22 protein-coding genes and 1 tRNA gene are annotated in these 24,341 nt (G+C 32.9%); 15 read left to right on the top strand and 8 right to left on the bottom strand.

Going from position 1 to position 24,341, the window contains the following annotated elements; all coding sequences use genetic code 11:
- Positions 1 to 99: 99 nt before the first annotated feature.
- From EDB96_RS07530 to EDB96_RS07510, 5 genes are all read left to right on the top strand, one after another.
- A complete protein-coding gene (locus EDB96_RS07530; RefSeq protein WP_134139966.1) occupies positions 100 to 681 on the top strand; it encodes a TIGR00730 family Rossman fold protein in 582 nt (193 codons plus the stop codon).
- A 54-nt stretch (positions 682 to 735) separates the two neighbouring features.
- Positions 736 to 1,413 (top strand): porin family protein, encoded by a 678-nt coding sequence (locus EDB96_RS07525; protein ID WP_057116648.1) that lies wholly within the window; start codon positions 736 to 738, stop codon positions 1,411 to 1,413.
- Between the two features lie 114 nt (positions 1,414 to 1,527).
- Positions 1,528 to 1,995, top strand: coding sequence for an SRPBCC family protein (locus EDB96_RS07520; protein WP_134139965.1), 468 nt, complete (start codon positions 1,528 to 1,530; stop codon positions 1,993 to 1,995).
- Positions 1,996 to 2,259: 264 nt separating this feature from the next.
- Positions 2,260 to 2,628, top strand: coding sequence for an iron chaperone (locus EDB96_RS07515; RefSeq protein WP_134139964.1), 369 nt, complete (start codon positions 2,260 to 2,262; stop codon positions 2,626 to 2,628).
- Between the two features lie 6 nt (positions 2,629 to 2,634).
- Positions 2,635 to 3,318: a 2'-5' RNA ligase family protein gene (locus tag EDB96_RS07510; RefSeq protein ID WP_134139963.1), complete on the top strand. Its 684-nt coding sequence runs from the start codon at positions 2,635 to 2,637 to the stop codon at positions 3,316 to 3,318.
- A 70-nt stretch (positions 3,319 to 3,388) separates the two neighbouring features.
- On the opposite strand, the gene EDB96_RS07505 is transcribed toward EDB96_RS07510, so the two are convergent.
- From EDB96_RS07505 to EDB96_RS07490, 4 genes are read right to left on the bottom strand one after another with little or no spacing between them, the layout of a single operon-like run.
- Positions 3,389 to 3,751 (bottom strand): glyoxalase, encoded by a 363-nt coding sequence (locus EDB96_RS07505; RefSeq protein ID WP_134139962.1) that lies wholly within the window; start codon positions 3,749 to 3,751, stop codon positions 3,389 to 3,391.
- 22 nt (positions 3,752 to 3,773) lie between these two features.
- A complete protein-coding gene (locus tag EDB96_RS07500) occupies positions 3,774 to 4,196 on the bottom strand; it encodes an SMI1/KNR4 family protein (RefSeq protein WP_134139961.1) in 423 nt (140 codons plus the stop codon).
- Between the two features lie 2 nt (positions 4,197 to 4,198).
- Entirely contained in the window at positions 4,199 to 4,639 is a 441-nt protein-coding gene (locus EDB96_RS07495; RefSeq protein ID WP_134139960.1) for a hypothetical protein, read from the bottom strand.
- A 12-nt stretch (positions 4,640 to 4,651) separates the two neighbouring features.
- Entirely contained in the window at positions 4,652 to 6,799 is a 2,148-nt protein-coding gene (locus tag EDB96_RS07490; RefSeq protein WP_057116655.1) for a cation:proton antiporter, read from the bottom strand.
- 301 nt (positions 6,800 to 7,100) lie between these two features.
- Between EDB96_RS07490 and EDB96_RS07485 the strand changes: the two genes are divergently transcribed.
- The 9 genes from EDB96_RS07485 (at position 7,101) to EDB96_RS07445 (ending at position 19,373) form a co-directional block, all read left to right on the top strand.
- Positions 7,101 to 8,528 carry an L-serine ammonia-lyase gene (locus EDB96_RS07485; protein ID WP_057116656.1) on the top strand — a complete coding sequence of 476 codons (1,428 nt, stop codon included), beginning with the start codon at positions 7,101 to 7,103 and terminating at the stop codon, positions 8,526 to 8,528.
- A gap of 102 nt (positions 8,529 to 8,630) precedes the next feature.
- A complete protein-coding gene (locus EDB96_RS07480) occupies positions 8,631 to 9,824 on the top strand; it encodes an SH3 domain-containing protein (RefSeq protein WP_057116657.1) in 1,194 nt (397 codons plus the stop codon).
- A gap of 50 nt (positions 9,825 to 9,874) precedes the next feature.
- Positions 9,875 to 10,693 carry a 3-methyl-2-oxobutanoate hydroxymethyltransferase gene (panB, locus tag EDB96_RS07475; protein WP_057116658.1) on the top strand — a complete coding sequence of 273 codons (819 nt, stop codon included), beginning with the start codon at positions 9,875 to 9,877 and terminating at the stop codon, positions 10,691 to 10,693.
- 135 nt (positions 10,694 to 10,828) lie between these two features.
- On the top strand, positions 10,829 to 11,179 hold the full coding sequence (locus EDB96_RS07470) for a four helix bundle protein (RefSeq protein ID WP_134139959.1): 351 nt from the start codon (positions 10,829 to 10,831) through the stop codon (positions 11,177 to 11,179).
- 62 nt (positions 11,180 to 11,241) lie between these two features.
- A complete protein-coding gene (locus EDB96_RS07465) occupies positions 11,242 to 11,931 on the top strand; it encodes an RluA family pseudouridine synthase (protein ID WP_057116660.1) in 690 nt (229 codons plus the stop codon).
- A 76-nt stretch (positions 11,932 to 12,007) separates the two neighbouring features.
- Positions 12,008 to 13,336, top strand: coding sequence for an aldehyde dehydrogenase (locus tag EDB96_RS07460; protein ID WP_057116661.1), 1,329 nt, complete (start codon positions 12,008 to 12,010; stop codon positions 13,334 to 13,336).
- Between the two features lie 118 nt (positions 13,337 to 13,454).
- Positions 13,455 to 14,249 (top strand): hypothetical protein, encoded by a 795-nt coding sequence (locus tag EDB96_RS07455; RefSeq protein WP_134139958.1) that lies wholly within the window; start codon positions 13,455 to 13,457, stop codon positions 14,247 to 14,249.
- Between the two features lie 87 nt (positions 14,250 to 14,336).
- Positions 14,337 to 18,389, top strand: coding sequence for a PAS domain S-box protein (locus tag EDB96_RS07450; protein ID WP_134139957.1), 4,053 nt, complete (start codon positions 14,337 to 14,339; stop codon positions 18,387 to 18,389).
- A gap of 135 nt (positions 18,390 to 18,524) precedes the next feature.
- A complete protein-coding gene (locus EDB96_RS07445; RefSeq protein WP_134139956.1) occupies positions 18,525 to 19,373 on the top strand; it encodes a neutral zinc metallopeptidase in 849 nt (282 codons plus the stop codon).
- Positions 19,374 to 19,945: 572 nt separating this feature from the next.
- On the opposite strand, the gene EDB96_RS07440 is transcribed toward EDB96_RS07445, so the two are convergent.
- From EDB96_RS07440 to EDB96_RS07425, 4 genes are all read right to left on the bottom strand, one after another.
- Positions 19,946 to 20,019: transfer RNA gene (locus EDB96_RS07440), tRNA-His, on the bottom strand.
- A gap of 66 nt (positions 20,020 to 20,085) precedes the next feature.
- Positions 20,086 to 20,802 carry a bacillithiol biosynthesis deacetylase BshB1 gene (gene bshB1 / locus EDB96_RS07435; RefSeq protein ID WP_057116665.1) on the bottom strand — a complete coding sequence of 239 codons (717 nt, stop codon included), beginning with the start codon at positions 20,800 to 20,802 and terminating at the stop codon, positions 20,086 to 20,088.
- An 81-nt stretch (positions 20,803 to 20,883) separates the two neighbouring features.
- On the bottom strand, positions 20,884 to 21,948 hold the full coding sequence (locus tag EDB96_RS07430) for a chorismate-binding protein (protein WP_134139955.1): 1,065 nt from the start codon (positions 21,946 to 21,948) through the stop codon (positions 20,884 to 20,886).
- 3 nt (positions 21,949 to 21,951) lie between these two features.
- The gene (locus tag EDB96_RS07425) at positions 21,952 to 22,383 is read right to left on the bottom strand and encodes a PaaI family thioesterase (RefSeq protein WP_057117009.1); all 432 of its coding nucleotides are present in this window, start codon (positions 22,381 to 22,383) and stop codon (positions 21,952 to 21,954) included.
- 289 nt (positions 22,384 to 22,672) lie between these two features.
- Between EDB96_RS07425 and EDB96_RS07420 the strand changes: the two genes are divergently transcribed.
- A complete protein-coding gene (locus tag EDB96_RS07420; RefSeq protein ID WP_134139954.1) occupies positions 22,673 to 24,181 on the top strand; it encodes a hypothetical protein in 1,509 nt (502 codons plus the stop codon).
- The last annotated feature ends 160 nt before the right edge of the window (positions 24,182 to 24,341 follow it).

The raw sequence follows: 24,341 nt of genomic DNA, 5'->3' as shown, positions 1-24,341 counted from the left end.
GTGGCGCTTACCCAAACTCACAACTTATAACCAATAACTCATAACCAATAATCCTTAACTCATAACCAATAACCCTTAACCCTTAACTCCAAAAAAAAAATGAAAAGAATTACAGTTTTCTGTGCCTCAAGTTTTGGTACTGATAAAATTTACGAAGAACAAGCAATTGCATTGGGTAGAACTTTAGCCGAACAAAATATAGAATTAGTATATGGAGGTGCTAATGTAGGTTTGATGGGCGCAGTTGCCGATGGAACTTTAAATGCAGGCGGAAAAGTAATTGGCGTTCTTCCTAACTTCTTAAGATCTAAAGAAATTGCACATCAAGGCTTAACCGAATTGATTTTGGTTGAAAGTATGCATGAACGCAAAACCAAAATGAATGAATTATGCGACGGTGTAATTGCGCTTCCAGGTGGTTTTGGAACTCTTGAAGAGCTTTTCGAAATGCTGACTTGGGCACAATTAGGACTTCATAAAAAGCCTATTGCAATTTTAAACATAAATGGTTTCTACGATTCACTTTTAGAATTGCTTCAAACTATGACGGAAAAAGGTCTTTTAAAAGAAGTAAATCAAAAAATGCTTTTGGTGAGTGAGGATATAGAAGATTTACTAAACCAAATGAAAAATTATACTCCTCCAACAGTTGGAAAATGGATTGATAAAAAGGAAGTTTAAAACCTTTTTAAAAATACTGTAAAACATTCAACCAAAATTAACTAACCAAAAAACATGAAGAAAATTACCTTATTATTATTTATCATTTCTTTAATTACTTTCAAAACAACGGCACAAGATTCAAAAGTTAAATTCGGAATACAAGGAGGTTTAAACTACTCCAGCCTTAGAGGTTACGATTCTTATGTAGACAGCAATCCTGGTTTCGCTTACGTATTAGGGTTTTCTTTTCAACATCAAATTCAAGAAAATTTATCGATAAAAGCAGATTTGAATTATGAGAGAAAAATTCAGATTTCGAAAGGTACAATCGAAGTATTAGAACCAACGCTTCCAACAGAACCATTTGGAACTTATAAATTTAAAGCAACAGCATATTTAAATTATATCGTACTTCCTATTTTGTTAAAATACAATTTCTCTGATGATAAAAGTTTTTACATAAATGGTGGACCTTATTTAGGTTATTTACTTAAATCTGGTCTAAAATCAAACTCAAATATTCCAGGTTTAATTAATGAAAATGATGAGGACACAAAAAATAAAAAATCTATAGATTTTGGTTTTTCAGCAGGAATTGGAAAAGAATTTAAATTAAATGGTACTAATCAAATTTATATTGAATTAAGAGAAAATCTTGGCTTAACAAATATTTCTGACACTCCAGTTATAAACGATGGTTCTATAAAAACCAACTCACTTAATTTATTAGTAGGTTACACTTTTAATTAATTTTTGACATTTTTACTACAGCAATTTCATAATTTAGAGGTCGGAAGAAAAAATTGAAGTTTGACTGTAAAATATTGTTTTACATAGAACTTATAACATCTAACCTTCAAACAAATGAAAACAGAAAACAACAAATTTGCAAAAGCCGAAATGCTGATTCGGAAACCGGTTTCAGAAGTTTTTGAGGCTTTTGTAAATCCACAGATTACTAGCAAATTTTGGTTTACCAAAGGTTCAGGAAAGCTGGAAGAAAACCAAAAAACAGAATGGACTTGGGAAATGTATGGTTTTTCACTTACGGTTCAAACATTGGTTTTACAGGAAAATAAAAAGATTGTTATTGAATGGGGAAATCCTGACGAAATCACTTTAGTAGAATGGGTTTTTAGTCCGTTAAACGAAAATGAAACTTTTGTGAGTATTACAAATTCAGGCTTTCATGGTGATACAGATAAAATAATCGATCAGGTTCGCAATTCTACAGAAGGTTTTACTTTGGTTCTAGCGGGTGCAAAAGCTTATTTAGAGCATAACTTACAATTAAATCTAGTTTTAGATCGTTTTCCGAAAGGTCTTGCTTGATGGTTATTTAAACGCAAAGAACACAAAGGTTTTTAGCAAAGTTCGAGAAGTTTTTTGGAGGGTCTTTAAAATGGAAAGTTCACAAGCTTTATTTATTTTTTTTACAGACAAAGCTTTTCGAACTTAATATATAGGTTTCTCCCAAGTCTCGTAATTAAAATACCTTAGCCCACTTTGCGTTAAAAACAAAAGGCATATTTTGATTTTAATTTCAAGCTTGCTTGAGAAACTTGAAACCTGAAACTAAAAAAAAAACAACACATAATGGAAGTTAAAAAACCTGAAAACATAGACGAATACATTGGCGGATTTCCGAATGAAGTTCAGGAAATTTTGGAGAAAATTCGAATGACGATTCAAAAAGCTGCGCCAGAAGCCAAAGAAAAAATCAGTTATTCGATGCCGGCTTTTGAACAGAACGGGATTGTAGTTTATTTTGCTGCTTTTAAAAATCATATCGGACTTTACGCATTGCCAAGCGGACATGAAGCTTTTGATGCAGAACTTTCTAAATATAAATCCGGGAAAGGCTCTGTTCAATTTCCATTGAAAGAAAAAATACCTTATGATTTGATAACCAAAATTGTAAAATTCAGAGTGAAAGAAAATCTCGAAAAAGCGAAAAAGAAATAAGCCTTTATGAATTTAATTGAACATTATAATCAACTTTATAAAACCTCTTCTCAAACTATTGCAGCAGGGAACTATGGTATTGATTCAGAACTTAAAAACGAATCTGATTCCCGTTTCGGGATTACATTGCTTATTCGTCCAAACGAAGAAATAAAAGAGAACATTCAAACTTTTATAAACGAATTAAGAAAAGCCGAACCAGAACAATATTTCTATCCTGATTCTGACATTCATATTACTGTAATGTCGATTATTTCTTGTTCTACAGCATTTCATTTAAGTCAGATTTCGCCAAACGAATACATTGAAATTATATGCAGGAGTTTGGTTGATGTAGATAAAATTAAAATTCACTACAAAGGTGTAACTGCCTCACCTTCGGCAATTATGATTCAAGGATTTCCATCTGATGATACTTTGAATAATTTAAGAAACAGACTTCGCGAAAATTTTAAAAATTCTGGTTTACAACAGAGTATAGACAGTCGATATGAAATTTTCGCCGCGCATTCTACGATAATGCGTTTTCAGGAAAAACTTCATGATCCCAAAAAACTAATGGAAATAACAGAAAAATTCCGTGATTACAATTTTGGAGAATTTGATGTAAAAAATATAGAATTAGTATATAATGACTGGTATCAGCGTAAAAGTACTACGCGTATTTTGGGTGATTTTGGTTTGAGGTGATTTTTTTTGCCGCGAATTCCACTAATTTGCACTAATTATTTATTTCAACTAACAAGCAACTCTTCAAAGTTTATTTGAACTTTCCAAAATGCCATAAAACTCCAGACGGATCATGCAGAAAACATTCGCTTCCCCAATCTAAATAACGAATCGGAGTTAATTTTACCCCGTCGTACCTTTCAGGAAGATTTAAAACTTGAAGATCATTATAATAACGCTCAACATCATCAACTTCAATAAAAATCATACTATTATCAATCCAATCTTTGACGTAAGCATCTTGCAGGTAAAATGCAATTTCATTGGATTTAAAAACAGACATTTTTGTGTCTAAAACTGTTTCTTCAAATCCTAGATCACGATAAAAACTTCTTGAAACTTCAAAATTTTTAGCACCAATAAATGGTCGAATTGACTTTACGTTGTGATTCATTTTTTTTAGATTTTATACTTTATTAAAACCATTCAATTCCTTTATCAAGTCGATCAAAAAAATCAGTAAAGGAATTTCCAATTTCGATATGATATTTGGTATTTAAATCAATAAAAGGAGAAAGAATAATTTTTACAGAATTATTGTCTTCAAATTCAATTCCAATAAATTCACCGCTTCCATTAGTTCCGATAGCCAGTGTTTGTGGTAATCGCTCAAATATATGATACTCTAAATTTGCATCAATTATTTCTTCTAAACTCCAAAGTTTTATAAACTCAACTCCAATAAATTGATCTATTCCTAAATAATTCTCTATATAAAAAACATAATCTTCTGGAAGATCGAATTTTAAATGCGCCTGAATATCCTCAATTTGTATAGAAGATTTAGAGTCCCTTTTAGAAAAATCATACTTTCTTAAAATCTCGTTCAACACTTCCATTACTATAAATTTATGTCGTTATAATAAATTAAAAACCATTTATTCCCAATCAATTTAAATTGTCTTTCGACTTCAAAACCACTGTCTGGAATCCAAAATCTTTCCGTAATTAAAGTATCCGTTTGTACTAAAGAATGTTGATATTCTCCAATTTCAGTTTTTTCAGCTACAGGAACAGCTTGAAACTGCCAGTTTTTTCTATTCCAGTCGTATTGTTCAAAACCAGAAACATGTTTCCCTTCAATAGGAAAATCAACTCTTGAAACCTGAAACACGGAATCTGAATGAAACTTTTTATTGAATTCGTCGAAATTTTCTGCTGGTTCACTTTTTTCCAATTTCTTAACCGAAGAATCCGATTTTGATTTTTGCTGGATTTTATTCTCTTTACAACTTATAAAAATAACCGAAAGAACGAAAAAAATAACTGTACTGTATTTCATAAGAAATAAGTTTTAACTCTTCTTCAAAATACTTCCCAAACCACGTCCAATTTGTTCGATAGCCTCGATACCTTTTGCCAATGGAGATGCTGTAAAATCTTCGTAAGCGTCCATCGCGCTTTCTTTACGGTCGTCTTGCGGATAAACTAAAATTACATTATTCTCCCCAAAAGACTTTTCAAACTTCTGAGGCAGTTTATCAAAAATCGATTGGTAAGAAACAGAACCTTTTCGAGAAAGATTGAAAACCACTAAATCTGTTGATTTCATTTCATCAGAAATAGATTCAAAATCTTCCCAATCCGAAACATTTTTAAACCCTAATTTAGCATTCAACTTCAAATTATTAGCAATCTGCTGAATGGTTTCATGCGTTTTATATTCGGCATAAAGCACGATCGAAATACTTAATTCCTGCGATAAACGACAAATTTTCTGAAGCAGTAAATGAAAACCCACTCCTCTTTCTGAAAACGGCGGACAAACAAAAACCAATCTTTTTTCTTCGATAAAATTCTTTTGAAAACGGCAGATGAATAAACTTTTATCCACATTATTAATTATGGAATCAACGTTTTCTCCAAAAATTTTATCAATAAATCCTGTTTTTCTCGGCCATCCAACAATCACAATATCCGACATAATTTCTTTCGAAGTTCTCGCAATTCCACTTGCAGGATTGTGGTCGATTCTGGCAATTGTATTAATTTTTACTTCCGAGGCAGAAGCCTGAACCACAAACTTATCAACTGCTTTTCGGTACTTCAAAATATTCTTTTCGGCTTGACCGTTATTCGGAACAATCGTCAGCAATGTAACAGGATTCGATGATTTTTTATCTTTAATCAATAAAGCAAAATCAAGCAAACTGGCTGCTGCAGAAGTTTTCGCAAGCGGAATCAAAATATGTTCGTCTAAAATTTGATCTCTTCCAGTATCTTCATGTGAAATTTCTTCTTCGCAGATGGCAATTTTTTTGGCCGCTTTTTCAGTTGCAAATGAAGCTACGATACAAGTTATCAGAATTAAAATAATGGTTCCGTTTAAGATATTCTCATCTAAGATTTTGGCTTTAAATCCAACTAAAATCACGGCTAGAGTTGCGGCCGCGTGCGCACTGCTCAATCCGAAAATAAGCTGTCTTTCGGTTTTGGTATATTTAAATACAAGCTGTGTAAAAAATGCTGCAATCCATTTTCCAAATATGGCAACAACACTTAAAGTTCCAGCAACAATTAAAGCAGTTGGTCCGCTAAGAATGACGCTTACATCAACCAGCATTCCAACAGAAATCAAGAAAAATGGTATAAACAAAGCGTTCCCAATAAACTCAATTCTATTCATCAAAGCAGAAGAATGCGGAATTAAAGGATTTAGTGCCAAACCTGCAACGAATGCTCCGATAATAGGCTCTACTCCTGCTACTTCGGCTAAGAAAGCTGCAAAGAAAACAACAGAAAGTACAAATATATAATGGGCGTGTTTTTCACTTTCTAATTTTTTGAAAAACCATTTGGCAATTCTTGGAATAACCAAAAACATTATGGCAGAAAAAATCGCCAATGAAACCCCTAATTTGATCCAAAAAGCTTGATTTAGATTCCCTTGACTGCTTCCCATAATTACAGCAAGAATTATCAAAACTGCAGTATCAGTCAAAATTGTTCCGCCGACTGTAATAGCAACGGCTTGATTTTTAGCAATTCCCAGTTTACTCACAATTGGATACGCCACTAATGTGTGTGTCGCGAACATACTGGCGGTTAAAAAACTGGCATTGAAATCATATTTCAACAAATAAAAACAAACTGGAAAACCTATAGAGAGCGGAAATATAAAAGTAAAAAAACCGAATAATAAACTCTTATTTCGATTGGCTTTGAATTCATTCATATCCAATTCTAAACCCGCAATAAACATGATGTACAAAAGTCCGATTGTGGAAAATAAATCGACAGCAGAATTTTTGGCCAAAATGTTTAATCCGTGCGGCCCGATGATTACTCCCGAGATAATAAGTCCGATGATTCCGGGGATATTAATTTTTTTTAGTAAAATCGGCGAAAGCAGAATTATAAAAAGTATTAAAGAAAAAATTAACACGGGGTTGGTGAGCGGTAATTCGAATTCTTGTAATAGATGTTTGAAAAATTCTATCATATTGTAACTTTATCTTCTTGTGGCATTATAATTTGTAAAAAGACATTTTTCAGAATTAGAACAAAATCCCTGAAGTATTAATAATTGGAAAGAATCGCGCTGATTTTCACAGCTTGATTTACTACAAAAATACCTAAAAAACACGAACTTTCTACGAAAACTGCATATTACGGATTTAAATTTATTTCGTTGCTGAATTATTAAAATTTAATATTTATTTTAACAAATACGCAAGATTAACATTCAAAAATAAATCTTCATTGCATTATTCAATTATCTTTGTCTTAACAAAAATTGAACAATGGAAGAATGTATCTCTGTTTTTGATATGCTTAAAATTGGCGTTGGCCCTTCAAGCTCACACACTTTGGGTCCTTGGCGCGCTGCGGAACGCTTTCTGGAAGAACTGAAAGACGAAGCAATTTTAGAAGATATTACAAGGGTAAAAGTTGATTTATACGGTTCTCTTTCTTTAACTGGAAAAGGGCACGCAACAGATCTTGCCGTTATGCTCGGATTGAGCGGTCAGGATCCTGAATATATTCCAGTTGAGGATATTGCTGGAATTATCAAAAAGATCGAAACTACAAATGAAATCAATTTGGGAAACCAAAAAGTGATTCCGTTTTATTTTCTCCAAGATATTGTTTTCAACAAAGAATTCCTTCCTTTCCATGCCAACGGATTGAAATTTACGGCTTACAAAGCTGATAATTCGGAATATGAATCCACTTTTTATTCTATTGGCGGCGGTTTTGTGGTAAAAGAAGAACGCATAAATGCTAAACGAAAAGAGGTTATCAAATGTGCTTTTCCATATCCAATTCAGAAAGCTGCGGAATTATTAAATTATACAATTTCTGAAAACAAATCGATTTCTGAAATTGTGTATGAAAATGAAATTTCAATGCGTCCTGAAGCAGAAGTGCATTCTGAATTAATGCGTATTTGGAATACGATGTTAGAATGTATGTACATTGGCTGTCATTCTGAAGGAATTCTTCCAGGCGGACTTCATGTGCGCAGAAGAGCTTTTGACATGCATCAAAATCTTATCGGTTTATCTAATTATAATGATCCGCAAAGCTGGTTAGAAGAAATTAGAAAAACCGAAGTTAAATTTCGCCAGATCCTAAAATGGGTCAGCTGTTTTGCACTTGCCGTGAACGAAGTAAATGCGTCTTTAGGCCGTGTGGTTACTGCTCCAACTAACGGAAGTTCTGGTGTAATTCCTGCTGTTCTAATGTATTATATGGTTATTGAAAACCACAATGCAGGCGAAAAAGAAATCAAACAATTTTTATTAGTGGCCGGCGAAATTGGAAGTATTTTCAAAAAAGGTGCTACAATTTCAGCTGCAATGGGCGGATGTCAGGCAGAAATTGGCGTTTCGTCTTCAATGGCCGCAGCGGCGCTTTGCGAACTAATGGGCGGTACTCCTGCTCAGGTTTTAATGGCTGCAGAAATTGCGATGGAACATCATCTTGGCTTGACTTGCGATCCAATTGGCGGTCTGGTTCAGATTCCTTGTATCGAAAGAAATACAATGGGTGCTATAAAGGCTATAAATGCGGCTGAATTAGCCTTAGAAACTGATTCTAAAAATGCTAAAGTACCATTGGATAAAGTAATTAATACCATGTGGGAAACAGCAAAAGACATGAATTCCAAATACAAAGAAACCTCAGAAGGCGGACTTGCAATTGCTGTTAATATGGCTGATTGTTAAAAATATTTATTTGCCACGAATTACACGAATTCATTTCTTATTCACTTCGTGAAAAATTCGTGTAAATTCGTGTAATTTGTGGCAAAACCAAAATCTACTTTCATGAAAAAACTTTACTTTTTACTTTTTTTCTGTTCGCTTTTACTGCATTCCCAAGAACGTTATTTTCTAAATTCTGATACAAGATTATACACTTCTCCAAAGTCATCGGCTGACTTTTTAGGTTATTTTAAATACGGTGCGGAAGTTCGTTTATTGGGTGAAAGTCAAAATGGATGGCAAAAAGTACAAGCCGATAATTTTAATGAAGGATTTATTGAAGAGAAATTTTTAGCAACAAGACTGAATGCTAAAGATGTAAAAACTAAAGATCCTCAAAACCCAATTCTTGAAGGCGGCGATGCTTATTACGGCAGCAATCACCTTTTTGTTTTAGCAGCTGGACTCAAAGCAAGGGCATTACCAGATAAAAATTCAAAAATTAGAGAAATTCTTTTTACCGGCGATCCTGCTGCGGTAAATTATCTTCCTGTAAATCCAGACGAATGGGTAAATATTAACGGTAGTTTTTCTGAAGAATATGCCAAATTTACACTGAGAAAATTTCTCGGTTCAAGACCTAATTTTAATGCTTTAATAAAAGACTTTGATAAATTAGATATTAATGCGATTGCCGAGCGTAAAACATTGAGCGAAAGAATTGTAGAATTGGCTTGGAACAGCGATTATTCCAGCTTAGTTCCAGCGTATCAAAGATATTATGAAGTGGTTAAGCAGATAAATGATCCTAAATTAATAGCTGAAACAGAATTGAATATGGCTTTAGCCAAAGCCTTATCCAAACATAAACAGCCTGAAGAAATTATTGCTTTTATCCAGAAATCTCAATATTCGTTAAAAGGATTTAAAACAAAATCTGTTTATATATCGCAGGCTGATCTGGTTAAAACATTTGGAAATCCGCCCAAGAAAACTCGTATTTCAGACGAATGCGGTCTTTACTTAAGTGACTTGTTTTATTATTATCCAGATTTGGAAGTTTCTGTAGATGAGAAACAAAACAAAGCCGAAATCATTAAAGTTTTCATCAACGAAAACAACAAATTTATACTAAATCAAAATGCAGTTTTAGATCATACGCTGTCTGAAAAAGCTTTCATTGAAAAATATGGAACTTATATTGAAGCTTCATTAAAATCACCACACATATACTCTATCATAATGGAAGACAGTCAATTTAGATTAGAATTTAAAAACGGAAAGCTATTTTCTGTCGAAATATTCTATTATTGCTGATTCTCAGTTTACAATTATTCAATACTTTTACAATATCAAAAAAAAATAAAATGTCAGTAGCAAAAAAAGATTATAAAAGAATCACAACAAAGTCATTAATTGAAATGAAAAGCAACGGAGAAAAGATCTCTATGCTTACTGCGTATGATTATACAATGGCGAAAATTGTTGACACTGCAGGTGTTGATGTAATTTTAGTTGGTGATTCGGCATCAAATGTTATGGCTGGTCACGAAACGACACTGCCAATTACGCTAGATCAAATGATCTATCATGCTTCGTCTGTAGTTCGTGCTGTCGAAAGAGCTTTAGTGGTAGTCGATTTACCTTTTGGAAGTTACCAATCCGATCCTAAAGAAGCTTTACGTTCTTCAATCAGAATCATGAAAGAAAGCGGCGGACATGCAGTTAAACTAGAGGGCGGAAAAGAAATTAAAGAATCAATCAAAAAAATATTACATGCTGGAATTCCAGTTATGGGCCATTTAGGCTTAACTCCTCAATCGATCTACAAATTTGGAACTTACAGCGTTCGCGCCAAAGAGGAAGAGGAGGCAGAAAAGCTGATTGAAGATGCTCAAATGCTTGAAAAAGTGGGATGTTTTGCAGTTGTACTTGAAAAAATACCTGCTGATCTTGCTAAAAAAGTAGCAGACAGCATTTCTATTCCTGTTATCGGAATTGGTGCCGGCGGCGGTGTTGACGGTCAGGTTTTGGTTATTCACGATATGTTAGGAATGAATAATGAATTTAGTCCGCGTTTCTTACGTCGTTACTTAAATTTATACGAGCAAATGACACAAGCAATTGGTCAATATGCTGCTGATGTTAAGTCTAGTGATTTTCCTAATGCTAGTGAACAGTACTAAAATTAGACTAGCTTAGATTTTTAGACTGACTTAGACTTCTTAGAACTTTGTCTTACTTTTATTCATTTGACTAAGTCTTAAGAAGTCTCATTCTAACATCTAAAGTCTTTACCAAAATCTATCAACTATTTAAAAATGCATCAATTTAAAGAGCTTTTGATTTGGAAAAAAAGCAGGTTATTTTGTTCTAAGATTTATTCTATAACAGCCACATTTCCCAATGAAGAAAAGTTTGGAATAATTAATCAATTGAGAAGAGCATCTGTATCAATTCCTTCAAATATTGCAGAGGGCTCTTCGAGAAATTCTAATAAAGATTTTGCTCGATTCTTAGAAATCGCAATTGGTTCTGCTTATGAAGTAGAAACACAACTTTTAATTTCTTCTGATTTAGGATTCATAAATGAAGAAAACACAACCGAATTAATAAATCTACTAGAAGAAATAACAAAAATGACATCAAGATTTAGAGCAACTTTGCTGTAAAACTTATCAAAAAAAATCCAGTCTAAGAAGTCTAAAATCTAAAAATCTAAGCTAGTCTAAAAATGAAAATTCTTTCTAACAAAAACAATCTCCAAATTCTACACGAAGACAATCACATAATTGTGGTTAACAAACGTGTTGGCGATATTGTACAGGGAGATAAAACAGGAGACAAACCATTGTCTGATATTGTAAAAGAATACATTAAAGAAAAATACAATAAACCTGGAGATGTTTTTTTAGGAGTGATTCATCGTTTGGATCGTCCAACAACTGGAATTGTTGTTTTTGCAAGAACGAGTAAAGCATTGACACGCATGAACGAATTGTTCAGTAATCGTGAAACGAAAAAAACATATTGGGCGGTTGTGAAAAATAAACCAAAAGAAGCCTCTGCCAAATTGGTTCATTACTTAAAAAGAAACGAAAAAAACAATACTTCAAAAGCGCATTTAAAAGAAGTTCCAGATAGTAAACTGGCTAGTTTAGATTATACCATAATCAAAGAACTTCAAAATTATACAGCACTGGAAATCAATTTGCACACTGGGCGTCATCATCAAATTCGCGCACAATTAACTGCGATTGGTTCTCCAATTAAAGGCGATTTGAAATACGGCGCAGATCGAAGTAATCCTGACGGCGGCATTCATCTTCATGCTAGAAAACTCACTTTTGTGCATCCAGTTTCTAAAGAAAATGTCACTATTGTTGCTCCCACTCCAGAGGATCCAATCTGGAATGCTGTATGATTTTTATGATTTAATTCTTATTTTTTTAATTTTTATCGATTAACTTGCATAGAGTAAAAAACAAGCTAATCGTAAAATGGATTATAAAAGTGACATCGGGTATAGAAAAGAAACGCTGAAAAAGTTATTGTATAACATTCAGAAAAGCGAAGATTTAATTATAAAAGCTTTGTATGATGACTTTAAAAAACCAGAGTTTGAGGCTGTTGTTACAGAGACAAGTTATGTTATTTCGGAACTTAAAGATGTTATTAAAAACATTCATAAATGGGCTAAACCTAAGCGCGTTTTTCCTTCTCTTTTAAACTTTCCTTCTACTGATAAAATTTATAAAGAACCTTATGGGAACGTTTTAATAATTGCTCCTTGGAATTACCCTTTTCAATTAGCCTTATGCCCTCTAATTGCCGCTGTAGCTGCCGGAAATAGAGTTACTTTAAAACCATCAGAACTTACTCCGCATACTTCTGCTGTGATTGCGAGAATTATTGAGAAAACATTTCACATCAATCACGTCGAAGTTTTCGAAGGCGGTGTTGAAGTTTCTAATCAATTATTAGCGCAGCGCTGGGATTACATTTTTTTTACCGGAAGTGTTGCTGTTGGAAAAATCGTTGCAAAAGCTGCAGCCGAAAATTTAACCCCAGTAACATTGGAACTAGGCGGAAAAAACCCATGTATTGTCGACGAAACTGCTGATTTAAAACTAGCAGCAAAACGAATTGTATGGGGAAAATTCATTAACGCAGGACAAACCTGCATTGCGCCAGATTATATCATGGTGCAGAAAAACATGAAAGTCAATTTTATTACCTACTTAATGGAAGAAATCATTAAAGCGTACGGAAAAAAAATTGACAAATCGCCAGATTTTGCGCGCATTATCAACATCAAAAACTGGTACAGATTAACCAATATGATCCAGAACGAAAATGTATTGTTTGGAGGTGAAAGTGATGCAAATCAACTTTATATCGCTCCAACTTTACTTGAAGAACCAGATTTGGATAGTCCTGTTATGAAAGAAGAAATCTTTGGCCCTATTTTACCAATTCTTACATATGAAAACGAAAATGACATTGAAAAGGTCGTCAGCCGTTATGAGAAACCTCTTTCATTTTATATTTTTAGTGAAAATAATTCATTTACTAAAAAATTAATTAAAAAATACTCTTTTGGAGGCGGATGCATTAATGATACAGTCGTTCATTTTTCTAATAAAAGACTTCCTTTTGGTGGTGTTGGACACAGCGGAATCGGCGCATATCACGGCCAGCTTAGCTTCGACACATTTTCGCATCACAAAGCCATGGTTAAAAAAGGAAACTGGCTTGATTTACCTATGCGCTACGCACCCTACAAAGAAAAATTAGCTTCAATTAAAAGGATTTTAGACTGGCTTTAAATTAGTTAAAACCTTTCGGAATGTTTTATAGATTTTTATACGGAATTGATTAAAAATATTATATTTACGTCAAGATACTTATCAAATATTACAAGTCTATAAAACAATTTTACACCAAATGAAATCTACACTTGCCCAAATTGAGGACATTAAAAAAAATGGCTATTCCCTTGATTTTGCTACAGTTTTTAATCACGCCTTCGAAAACTATAAAAAAATTGCGCTTTATTCTGGTCTTATTATCTTAGTTTTTTCAATTATAGCTGCGATGGTATTTATGGGAGTAATAATTGCTTATTTTGGAGTGGGAAGTATGACGAAAGATTTTTTTGAAAATCTAGAAAACCAAAAACTTACGGCATTAGAACTTGTAATTCAAACTATTACCGTGTCTGCATTAGCAGGAATTACGGCTCCTTTTGGCGCAGGTTTTCTAAAAATGGCAGATTGTGCAGATAAAGATATCGAGTTTAATGTTTCTACTATTTTCAGCTATTATAAAGGTCCGTATTTTGGACAAATTTTTGTAGCAGCGTTTATTCCAGCTCTTGTAGGAACTGCTCTGTCGAATTTTATTGACAGCTTCGACGTTTTGTATGTTGGAAATGTTATTTCTTTTATGGTCTCTTTCTTTATGTATTTATCAATTCCGTTAATTGTTTTCGGGAATTTGAGTGCAATAGATGCCATAAAATCAAGCATTACTCTTGTTACTAAAAATCCGCTTAACATATTTGCATTTTTCATCATAGGTTTTATTGGTTCGCTGATTGGTATTTTCGCGTGCTGCGTGGGAATTATCTTTACGGTCGTATTTAATAGCTCGATGATTTATGCTACTTATTTTGCCATTTTTGGAATACAAGAAGAAGAGGATTCAATTGATTCAATTGGAAAATCTAATTTAGATTAAAATAGAAATTCTTATTTGTAAAGAACTTAACCACTTCTTTTAAGAATTCTCAAAAGGCTGTTTACTAAACCAATACATCCAAATTCTATGGCGGCTGACTATAGTTTTTTTAATTCGGTTATTTCAGGAATTGCCAGCATTGGTAATACCTTAAAATCAATTATGACAGGATGGTACGTAGTAAACTATGATATTATTTTTTACAATAATCCTAAACTCATTTTATTAGGATTATCACTCTTCGCATTTCTTTCGCTGTTAGTATACCAGTTTTTTAGGATCAAAGCTAAAATTGGATATTTCATCGAAAAAAAGAAAGAACAGGATACGATTAGTAAAGAATATCAGCTTTATATTTTGTTTTTTGGTATTGCAGTAATTGTAATTGAAATCATCAACGAAATTTTTAAAATTAGACCCAAAAGTCTACTTATAGTAAATGTTTCAGTTGGTGTTGGTGTACTTATCATATACGCAATTACAGACAAAATTAAATGGCTGAGAGATCAAATTCAGCAAATCTTTATTTTCTCTTTTTTCATTTATATCGCATACGTAGGATTCAACATCGTAACTCTTGATAATGATGTTGTTCCTATTATCGTTTTCCTCATCTCTTTTTTCTTTTCGTACAGTATCCTTAAACCGATCAAAATTTATTGGCTCTTTGTTGGTTTAACTTTTACTTTTTTAATTACGACGATTATATTTCAATTAATTCCAATTAAATCCTCTATTTTACTGCTTAATTTCTGTATTCTAATTTTCATTATTAATCAAGTAAAATATGCTGTTTTATTAAACAATCGTGACAATTTTAGATTTGCCAGCGAAATTGTTCATAAAGGAAATTCTCTAACAATTGCTTATAACCAAAAAGGGGAAATCTTATTTTGCAGCGAAACCGTAACTGCTATTTTAGGTTATGAACCCGAAGATGTAATGGGATTAAAGTTTTGGGAATTGACACAAGATTCAGAATTCATAGAAAAATCAAATCCCGTTAAAAATCATGAAGACAAACTTTACATTAGAAAACTAAAAAGTGAAAATGGCGAGTTTAAATATATTCAATGGAAAGATAAAAAATTCTCTGACGATTTAATTATCAGTATTGGGCAGGATGTTACAGAGCAGATTATTGTTCAAGATCAATATAAAAACCTAATTCAGACAGCAACTGATATTATTTTTGAAATTGATGCCGAAGGACATTTTACTTTTTTAAATGAATTTGGTTTCTCTATTCTGGGATATCCTGAAAATGAAATTATCTCGAAACATTATTCTAATTTCATTCACGAAAATTATATTAAAAGTGCGGTTGACTTTTACGAAAATTTAGTGCTTAATGAAAACAATTATCCGATAATTGAAATCCCGATTTTAACGAAAAATGGAGAAGAAATATGGATTTCACAAAAAATTATTGTTCGCAGAAATGACTTCGGATTAACAACAGGATTCTCTGGAATTGCAAGAGATATTACAGAGAAAAAGAATATAGAAAACGAGAAAAAAAGACGTCTCAAAAAAATTGAAGCCTATAATAATTCGACCAAAAAATTATCAACGACTGATTTCAGTAAATACGACAAACTAAATACTGTAATTGATTTAATTCTACAAGAGGCTGCAACAATAAGCAATGCTAATCGTGTGAGCTTCTGGAAATATCATAAAGATTTAATTATTTGTAAAAATCTTTTCAGTCTTGACAATCAAAATCTAACTGACAAAAACATTTTAAATAAAGAATCGTATCCAATTTATTTTGAAACTTTAAATAATAAAGCGATTATAAATGCGCCGGATGTATTTAATAAATTAGAAACATCTGAATTTCAAAAATTATATTTTACAAAGAATAACATCAAATCAATGCTTGATGTGCCTATTTTTTTAACGGGACAATTGGCAGGTGTGGTTTGTTTTGAAAGCACCGAAAAAAAACGCGAATGGGACAACGAAGACATCAATTATGCGAGAACAATATCTGATGTCATTTCGCTGGCTATTTCGTCTCAAATGCGCTTGGAAGCAGAAAGAAGATTAGAATTCAAAAGCCATCTTTTATCTGCCCTTTCCTTATGCACCGAGAAATTTCTGCTGAGTAAAACCACACAGCAAATGTTTCAAGAAACGTATGATATTATTGGAAAAGCTGCCAAAGTGGATCATATGTACTATTATGAAAAAGATCCAATTTACAATACCGTCAGCCAAAAATACAAATGGTCCCGCGAAGGAATCGAGCATCAAATTACACCTTTGCGTCACATGACCGAAGAAAATTTAAAGGAAATTTACGAAGCAGCCACACAGAAAAAAATTCTAAACACACTCACCAGAAAACTTGACGAAGGATTTTTCAAAACCCTTTTGATTAATAATGAAATCAAATCTATTTTAATATTGCCTCTTTATATTAACGATATATTTACTGGTTTTATAGGTTTTGACGATTGTACGAAAGAAAAGAAATGGTCTGATGAAGAAATTTACATCTTTCAGGTTTTAGCAAATAACATTTCTTCTGCATTGGAGAGAAATCGAAATGAAACTAAAATTCTTGAAAGCGAAGAAAAATTCAAATTAATAGCAAACAATATTCCTGGCACAGTTTATCTATCCAAATTTGATGCTTTCTCAACTAAAATATTTCTTAATGATGAAGTTTTAAATTTAACTGGATATTCTAAATCAGAATTTATAGAAAATAATTTATCGTTTCTTTCTTTAATTCATCATGATGATAAAGAAGAAGTGATAAACAGCCAAATCGACAATCTGCAAAAGGGAATGCCTCTGCATAATGTATATCGCATTAAACGTAAAACTGGAGAATATATTTGGATTGAAGAATTTGGAGACGTAATTAAAAGAGATGACGAAATTGAGTTTGTCGGCGGTATTTATTTTGATATCACCAATAAAAAAGAAATCGAAGACGCTATAAAAGCCAAGCAATTAGCCGAAGCAGCCAATAAATCGAAGTCGGATTTTCTGGCCAATATGTCGCACGAAATTAGAACGCCTCTTAACGGAATTATAGGTTTTACACATTTACTAATGAAAACTGATCTTGAAGAAATTCAGGAAAAATACATGACAACTATCAATCAATCGGCACATTCACTGCTTGAAATTATAAATGACATTTTGGATTTCTCTAAAATTGAAGCTGGAAAATTAGAACTCTTTATTGACCTTTATGATATCAAAAAAGTTCTGGGCCAAGTTTTCGATTTAATTGTTTACGAATCCAATCAGAAAAATTTGGAACTCGAATTAAATATCGATCCTGATGTTCCCAAATACATCTGGACAGATATTGTGAGAATAAAGCAGATTTTGATCAATCTTCTGTCAAATGCAGTAAAATTCACGACTGAAGGTTCAATAAAATTAAATGTGTCAGTTTTAGAAAAAAAGAAAAACAATAATTGTGTGATTCGCTTTTCGGTAATCGATACCGGAATTGGTATTCTTGAAAAGAATCAGAAGAAAATTTTCAAAGCTTTTTCGCAGGAGGATAGTTCTACAACGAGAAAATTTGGAGGAACGGGATTAGGTTTAACCATTTCAAACCAATTACTTGCATTAATGGAAAGCCGTTTACAGCTTGAAAGTAAAATTAACGAAGGAAGCAATTTTTACTTTGATTTAAACCTAAAAACAAGCAATCAAAGTATTAGTGACCGATACAATGCTGAACTGAAAAGTCTCAATATCGAATTGGATCCTGAAGAAATCGAACGGAACGATAATGAAATTACATTTCTAATTGTTGAAGACAACAAAGTAAACATGCTTCTACTTAAAACAATTATTAAAAATCTCTACAACAATGCATACATCCATGAATGCGAAAATGGATATGAAGCGATACAGCAATTTGAAAAAATAAATCCAACAATCGTTTTTATGGATATTCAGATGCCAATTATGAACGGTTATGAAACTGCAAGAGCCATTAGAAACACCAAAAAAGGCCGTGATATTCCGATAATTGCGGTTACAGCTGGTGCAGAAAAAGACGAAAGAAACAAATGCCTTTCTGCTGGAATGGATGACTACATTTCAAAACCAATCATGAAAGGAAGTGTCGAAGAGACATTAATCAAATGGCTTACCTAATTTTAAATGTATCAAAAAATAAGTATATTATTTCTGTACATTTTTTAAACATTCATCTTTCGAATGTGAAATTTATCATAAAAAATATATAAATTCGTACAATCAATTTGATAATAAGTTTAAAAAGAATTCAATATGAAATGGCTCGGTAGAAGACAAAGTGATAATGTAGAAGACAGAAGAGGTTTATCTGGCGGAAAAGTAATCGCTGGAGGTGGTGTTATTGGTATTATAGTTTTACTACTTAATGTATTTGGAGGAGAAACCGGCCAGCAGATAGCACCAATCCTAGAACAAATGCAAGGCGGGCAATCACAAACTGAAACTGCAGTTCCCTTAAGCAAAGAAGATGAAGAAATGGGGAATTTTGTAAAAGTTGTTTTAGCTGATAACGAAGACATCTGGAGCAAAATTTTTGCCGAAAACGGAATGACATACGAAAAACCAAAATTAGTACTTTTTAGAGGCTCTGTACAAACAGCATGTGGCGGTGCATCATCTGCTTCTGGTCCGTTTTATTGTCCTGGCGATCGTAAAGTCTATATGGATTTAGCTTTTTTTGAAGAATTAAAAAACAAATTTGGTGCTAAAGGCGGAGATTTTGCCATTGCTTATGTAATTGCACACGAAATAGGTCATCATATTCAAACCCTATTAGGAACATCTGCAAAAATGCGTCAGGAACAGGAAGGAAAAAGCGAAGCACAAGCCAATAAATTATCTGTTGCGTTAGAATTGCAAGCAGATTTTTACGCTGGGGTTTGGGCACATTATAATCAGGAAAATTTAGATACGGGCGATATTGACGAAGCATTAAGTGCTGCAAATGCAGTTGGTGACGATGCAATTCAAAGTAAAATGCAGGGCCAAATTGTTCCAGATTCTTTCACACACGGAACATCTGAACAAAGAATGTATTGGTTTAAAAAAGGTTTTAAAACCGGTGATATTAAACAAGGAACTACATTTGAAGAAATTCGATAATACATAAACCAAATATATTAACCACCAGAAAGCACAACCTAAAAGTTGTGCTTTTTTTTTTATCGAACACAATACATTCCATAGGATTGTCTCGTCGGTAGAATTAACAAGAAGAAAAACAATAGTGTGTTTTAATCGATCACATACATTCCATAGGAATGTCTCATTGGTAGAATCAAATTTAGATAGTCGGTTATACGCTCCATAGGAGCGTTTGATGGGAAGAAGATGTATTATTTTTCGATAAATCAAGTGTCCTTACAGGACACAATGAAAAACAACACCATTTTTTTTCTACCGATGAAATATTCCTATGGAATATAAAATTGGTTTCGGAATTTTGGCGTTTGAAATTTGGGATTTGAAATTTGGGATTTGAAATTTGGGATTTGAAATTTGGGATTTGGAATTTGGGATTTGGAATTTTGAATTTTGAATTTTGAATTTTGAATTTTGGAATTTTGAATTTTGGAATTTCAAAAAACTGAAATTTCAAAAAATTGGAATTTTACTTTTTTTGTTTTGGGCAGAAAACAAAAAAAGCCTTGAATTTCTTCAAGGCTTTGAATCTGGGTGGCTGACCGGGTTCGAACCGGCGACCCGCGGCACCACAAACCGCTACTCTAACCAGCTGAGCTACAACCACCATTTTTGCTTAGCGAGTGCAAATATATAACAAAGGTTTACTTCTACAAAGAAAAAAATGAAAAATTTACAACAAATTTTCTAAGCTATTGACTGCCAAACATCTTTCAACAGTAAAACCTTCGGCAAAATCTTTCCCAACTAATCTTCCTAAGTCCTGCGCGCGGTAATTTAAACTTTCAAAGAAGTTTTTACTAGTAATAGGCGTAGCAGGTTCTTTCGAATTCGGATCGTAAAATTGTGTTTTATATGCCGAGATCGCTTCTACTTTTTTATTCTCAAAACCTGTAATATCCACTACAAAATCTGGAGTGATATTTTTCCACTGAATGTAGTGGTATACCACTTTAGGTCTCCAAGCTTCTTGTTTCTCGCCATCAATTGACGTTTCAATTTTCATCAAACCTGATAAAAAGCAAGAATCAGAAACCAACTTACTTCCTTTTCCGTGATCAATATGGCGGTCATCGATTGCATTACACAATACAATTTCGGGTTTATACTTACGAATCATTTTAATGACTTCTAATTGATGTTTTTCGTCATTCACAAAAAAGCCATCACGCATTGCTAAATTTTCACGCACAGCGACACCTAAAATCTTTGCGGCATCTTTTGCTTCCTGATCTCTAATTTCTGCAGTTCCACGGGTTCCTAATTCGCCGCGTGTTAAATCTACAATACCCACTTTTTTTCCAAGTGATACTTCTTTTAAAATTGTTCCCGCACATCCCAATTCTACATCATCTGGATGCGCACCAAAGGCTAATATGTCTAATTTCATTTGTTTTTTTGTTTGTTTTGTTTCAAGTTTCAGGTTTCAGGTTACGTACAGAACGTGAAACTTGAAACTTGAAACCTGAAACTATTTTTTCAATACTCTCTTCATCGTCATCGATTTGTTGACGCTTTCCTCCCATTCTTTTTCTGGAATACTTTCTTTGGTAATACCGCATCCCATATACAAAATGGCTTTGTTTTCCTGAATCTGCATGCTTCGTAAATTTACAAATAAATCAGAACTTGCATTATTTCCAGCAAAACTGCTGTTTAATTCTCCTAAAAAACCTGTGTAGAAAGTTCTATCATAGTTTTCATTTTCAATAATAAACGCTTTTGCTTTTTTCTTTGGCAGACCACAAACGGCAGGCGTTGGATGCAATGTATCAATAACCTCCTCTAAAGTGGAGTTATCATTTAAAACTCCTGAAATATCGGTTTTTATATGCCAGATCGATCCTGCTTTAAGACTGTAAGGTTCAGAAACTACAACCGAAGCCGCAAATTCGCGAAGTCTTTTTACAATAAAATCGGTTACATACTGCTGTTCGTCTTTTTCTTTTTGCTGCCAGACAATTTCAGTTTCCAAATTATCTTTCTGCGTTCCAGCCAGAGCCATAGTTTCAAAAACATTTCCATTTGCTTTTAAAAGCTTTTCGGGTGTTGCTCCCATCCAAAGTCCAATTTTTGGATGAAAAAAGCAATAACAAAAAGTCGCTGGATACAATTGAACCAAATGCTGAAAGGTTTCAACAAAATCAAATTCCGTTAACGGAACTTCTTCGAATCTTGATAAAACTACTTTTTTGAATTCTCCATTTTTAATGGCATTGATTCCTTGGGCAACTAAATATTCATATTGAAACTTCGCTTCAGGATCAAAATTTAAATCATCAATTTTAATGGGCTCAAATGCTGTAACTTCTTTTTCGGAAGTAATAATTTCCGATTCGTTTTCTGGAATTAAAATCAATTGCTTTTCATCAAAAGAAGCAAAAACAAATCCTTTTTCGCTGTAATCCGAAACGGTGTGCAAAGTATTATTTTGCTGTAAAATCCCAATAAGATCAGTAGTATTGGGTTTAGAATAAAGTACAAATGGTAAATTTTGCTCTTTATGATTTTTAATTTTTAAGAAAAATGGATTCATAATTTATTCACTTTTCTTTCTATCCAAAACCATATTCGTCAATTTGCAAAGCGAAATCAAATTTCCAGCTTCATCTGTAATTTTAATTTCCCACAAATGAACCGTTCTTCCTTTGTGAATAATTCTGGCTGTACCAAAAACATAACCTTCACGAATACTTTTTAGGTGATTTGCCGAAATTTCGATACCTCTTACCTCCTGCTCTTTCGGATTGATAAAAAAGAAAGAAGCTGCACTTCCTACACTTTCTGCTAAAGCTACAGAAGCTCCGCCGTGCAACAATCCCATTGGCTGGTGAACACTTGGATTTACAGGCATTTTTGCAGTTAAAAAATCTTCTCCGGCGTCGATATATTCTATTTTCAGCGTTTCCATCAATGTATTTTTAGAAAACTCATTGCATCGCGCTAAAATCTGCTCTTTTGTATGATTCATTAAAATAAACTTTAAAAACGTAAAATTAAAGAAAGATAAGACACAAATCGAAAAATCGGATTCTAAATTGAAAATCATTTATGAACTTGTCAGTTTTTTGCTATTTTTACAAAAACTATCAATATACATCTGAGGCTGAAATGCAATGTTTTTTTGCCACAGATTTCACAGATTTAAAGGATTTTAAAAACATAGCCACTAATTGCACGAATTTCCGCGAATTAAATTTGTGAAAATTCGAGAAATTCGTGGCGAAAAAAAATTCTTTTCTGGCAAAAAAAACATAGAAATGCGTCAATACTTTACAATCTTAATTCTGAGTTTAATTCTAGCTTTTAGTTCCTGTCGAACTGATTTTGATACTGTTGCCAGCACTGGAGATTTAAAGTTTTCAAAAGACACTGTTTATTTAGATACTGTTTTTAAAAATATTGGTTCGAGTACTTACCAGCTGAAAGTTTACAACCGAAGTAAAAACGACATTTCGATTCCAATTGTTCAATTCAAAAAAGGTTTAAGCTCTAAATACCGCATGACCGTTGACGGAATGACCGGCACTAACGGCAAGATTTTTAAAGATGTTACGCTTTTAGCGAAAGACAGTTTGTATATTTTTATAGAAACAACGGCTGATATTACAGACGCCAACCCTACTGATTTTTTATATACTGATGAAATTCAGTTCGACAGCGGGGCTAATCTTCAGGAAGTAGCTTTAGTTACTTTGATCCAAGATGCTGTTTTCTTATATCCTAACCAAAATCCTGATGGAACAAAAGAAAAAATACAAATTGACGGCAAAGATGTTGATGGATTTTATTTGAGTGAAGATGATGCCGTAAACGGAAATGAATTGATTTTCACCAAACAAAAACCCTACGTAATTTACGGATATGCAGGAGTTCCAGAGAACAAAACAGTAACTTTTGAAGCCGGCGCAAGAGTCCATTTTCATGCTAATTCTGGTTTATATGTTGGTAAAAATGCTTCATTGCAGATTAACGGAACTATCTCAAAAACCGATCAATTAGAAAATGAAGTTATCTTTGAAGGAGATCGTTTAGAATCTTTGTATTCTGATATTCCTGGACAGTGGAAATCGGTTATTTTTTCTAATGGAAGTGCCAATCATTCTATCAATCATTTAACTTTAAAAAATGCGGTTACTGGGTTAGACTTTAAAAATCCATCTAATACGGTTGAAATTAAAAACACCCAAATTTACAATTGTGTTGAATACGGAATTTTAGCTGAAAACACTCATATCATTGGCGAAAACATCGTAATCAATTATGCTGGTATAGCAAGTTTATCTTGCGTTTACGGCGGCAATTATAGTTTCACACATTGTACTTTTAATAACAATTGGTCAAACCCTTCGCATTTCGCAGTTACTTTAAGCAATAGTTTAACTGGCAAAACTCCTGAAGCAAATTCGTTGACAAATGCAACTTTCAACAACTGCATTATTTACGGTTCTAATTTTAACGAATTGAATTTGAGTAAAAATGCAAATGCAGCTTTTGTATATCATCTCAATAATTGTTTATTGAAATTCGGAAATACCACAAATCCTGATTATCAATTTAAAACCGATACAGAGCATTATAACAACATTATTCTAAATGAAAATCCGAAGTTTTATAATGCTGCTCAGAATAAATTCAATATTGACAAAACTTCTGCCGCTTTCGCGAAAGGGAATCCGGCATATATAATTTCGTTAGATATTTTAGGAATTACGAGAACTTCTCCACCAGATTTAGGTGCTTATCAGAGTCAAGATTTTCCGAAGTAACTTTTTTAAACCATATAAGTCATATAAGAAATTTAAGTTTTTTCTATTTAAAGTATATCACTAATACTTTTAAATGAACTTACATAACTTATATGATTAAAAAACAAATCGTAAGAAAATGTATCTAAAATTAAACATCGCTTAACGTATCGCATTCATA

The organism is Flavobacterium sp. S87F.05.LMB.W.Kidney.N, from assembly GCF_004366435.1.
Classification (GTDB): Bacteria; Bacteroidota; Bacteroidia; order Flavobacteriales; family Flavobacteriaceae; genus Flavobacterium.
Note: the sequence above shows the minus strand (reverse complement) of the source record. Positions and strands in the feature narration are given on the sequence as shown.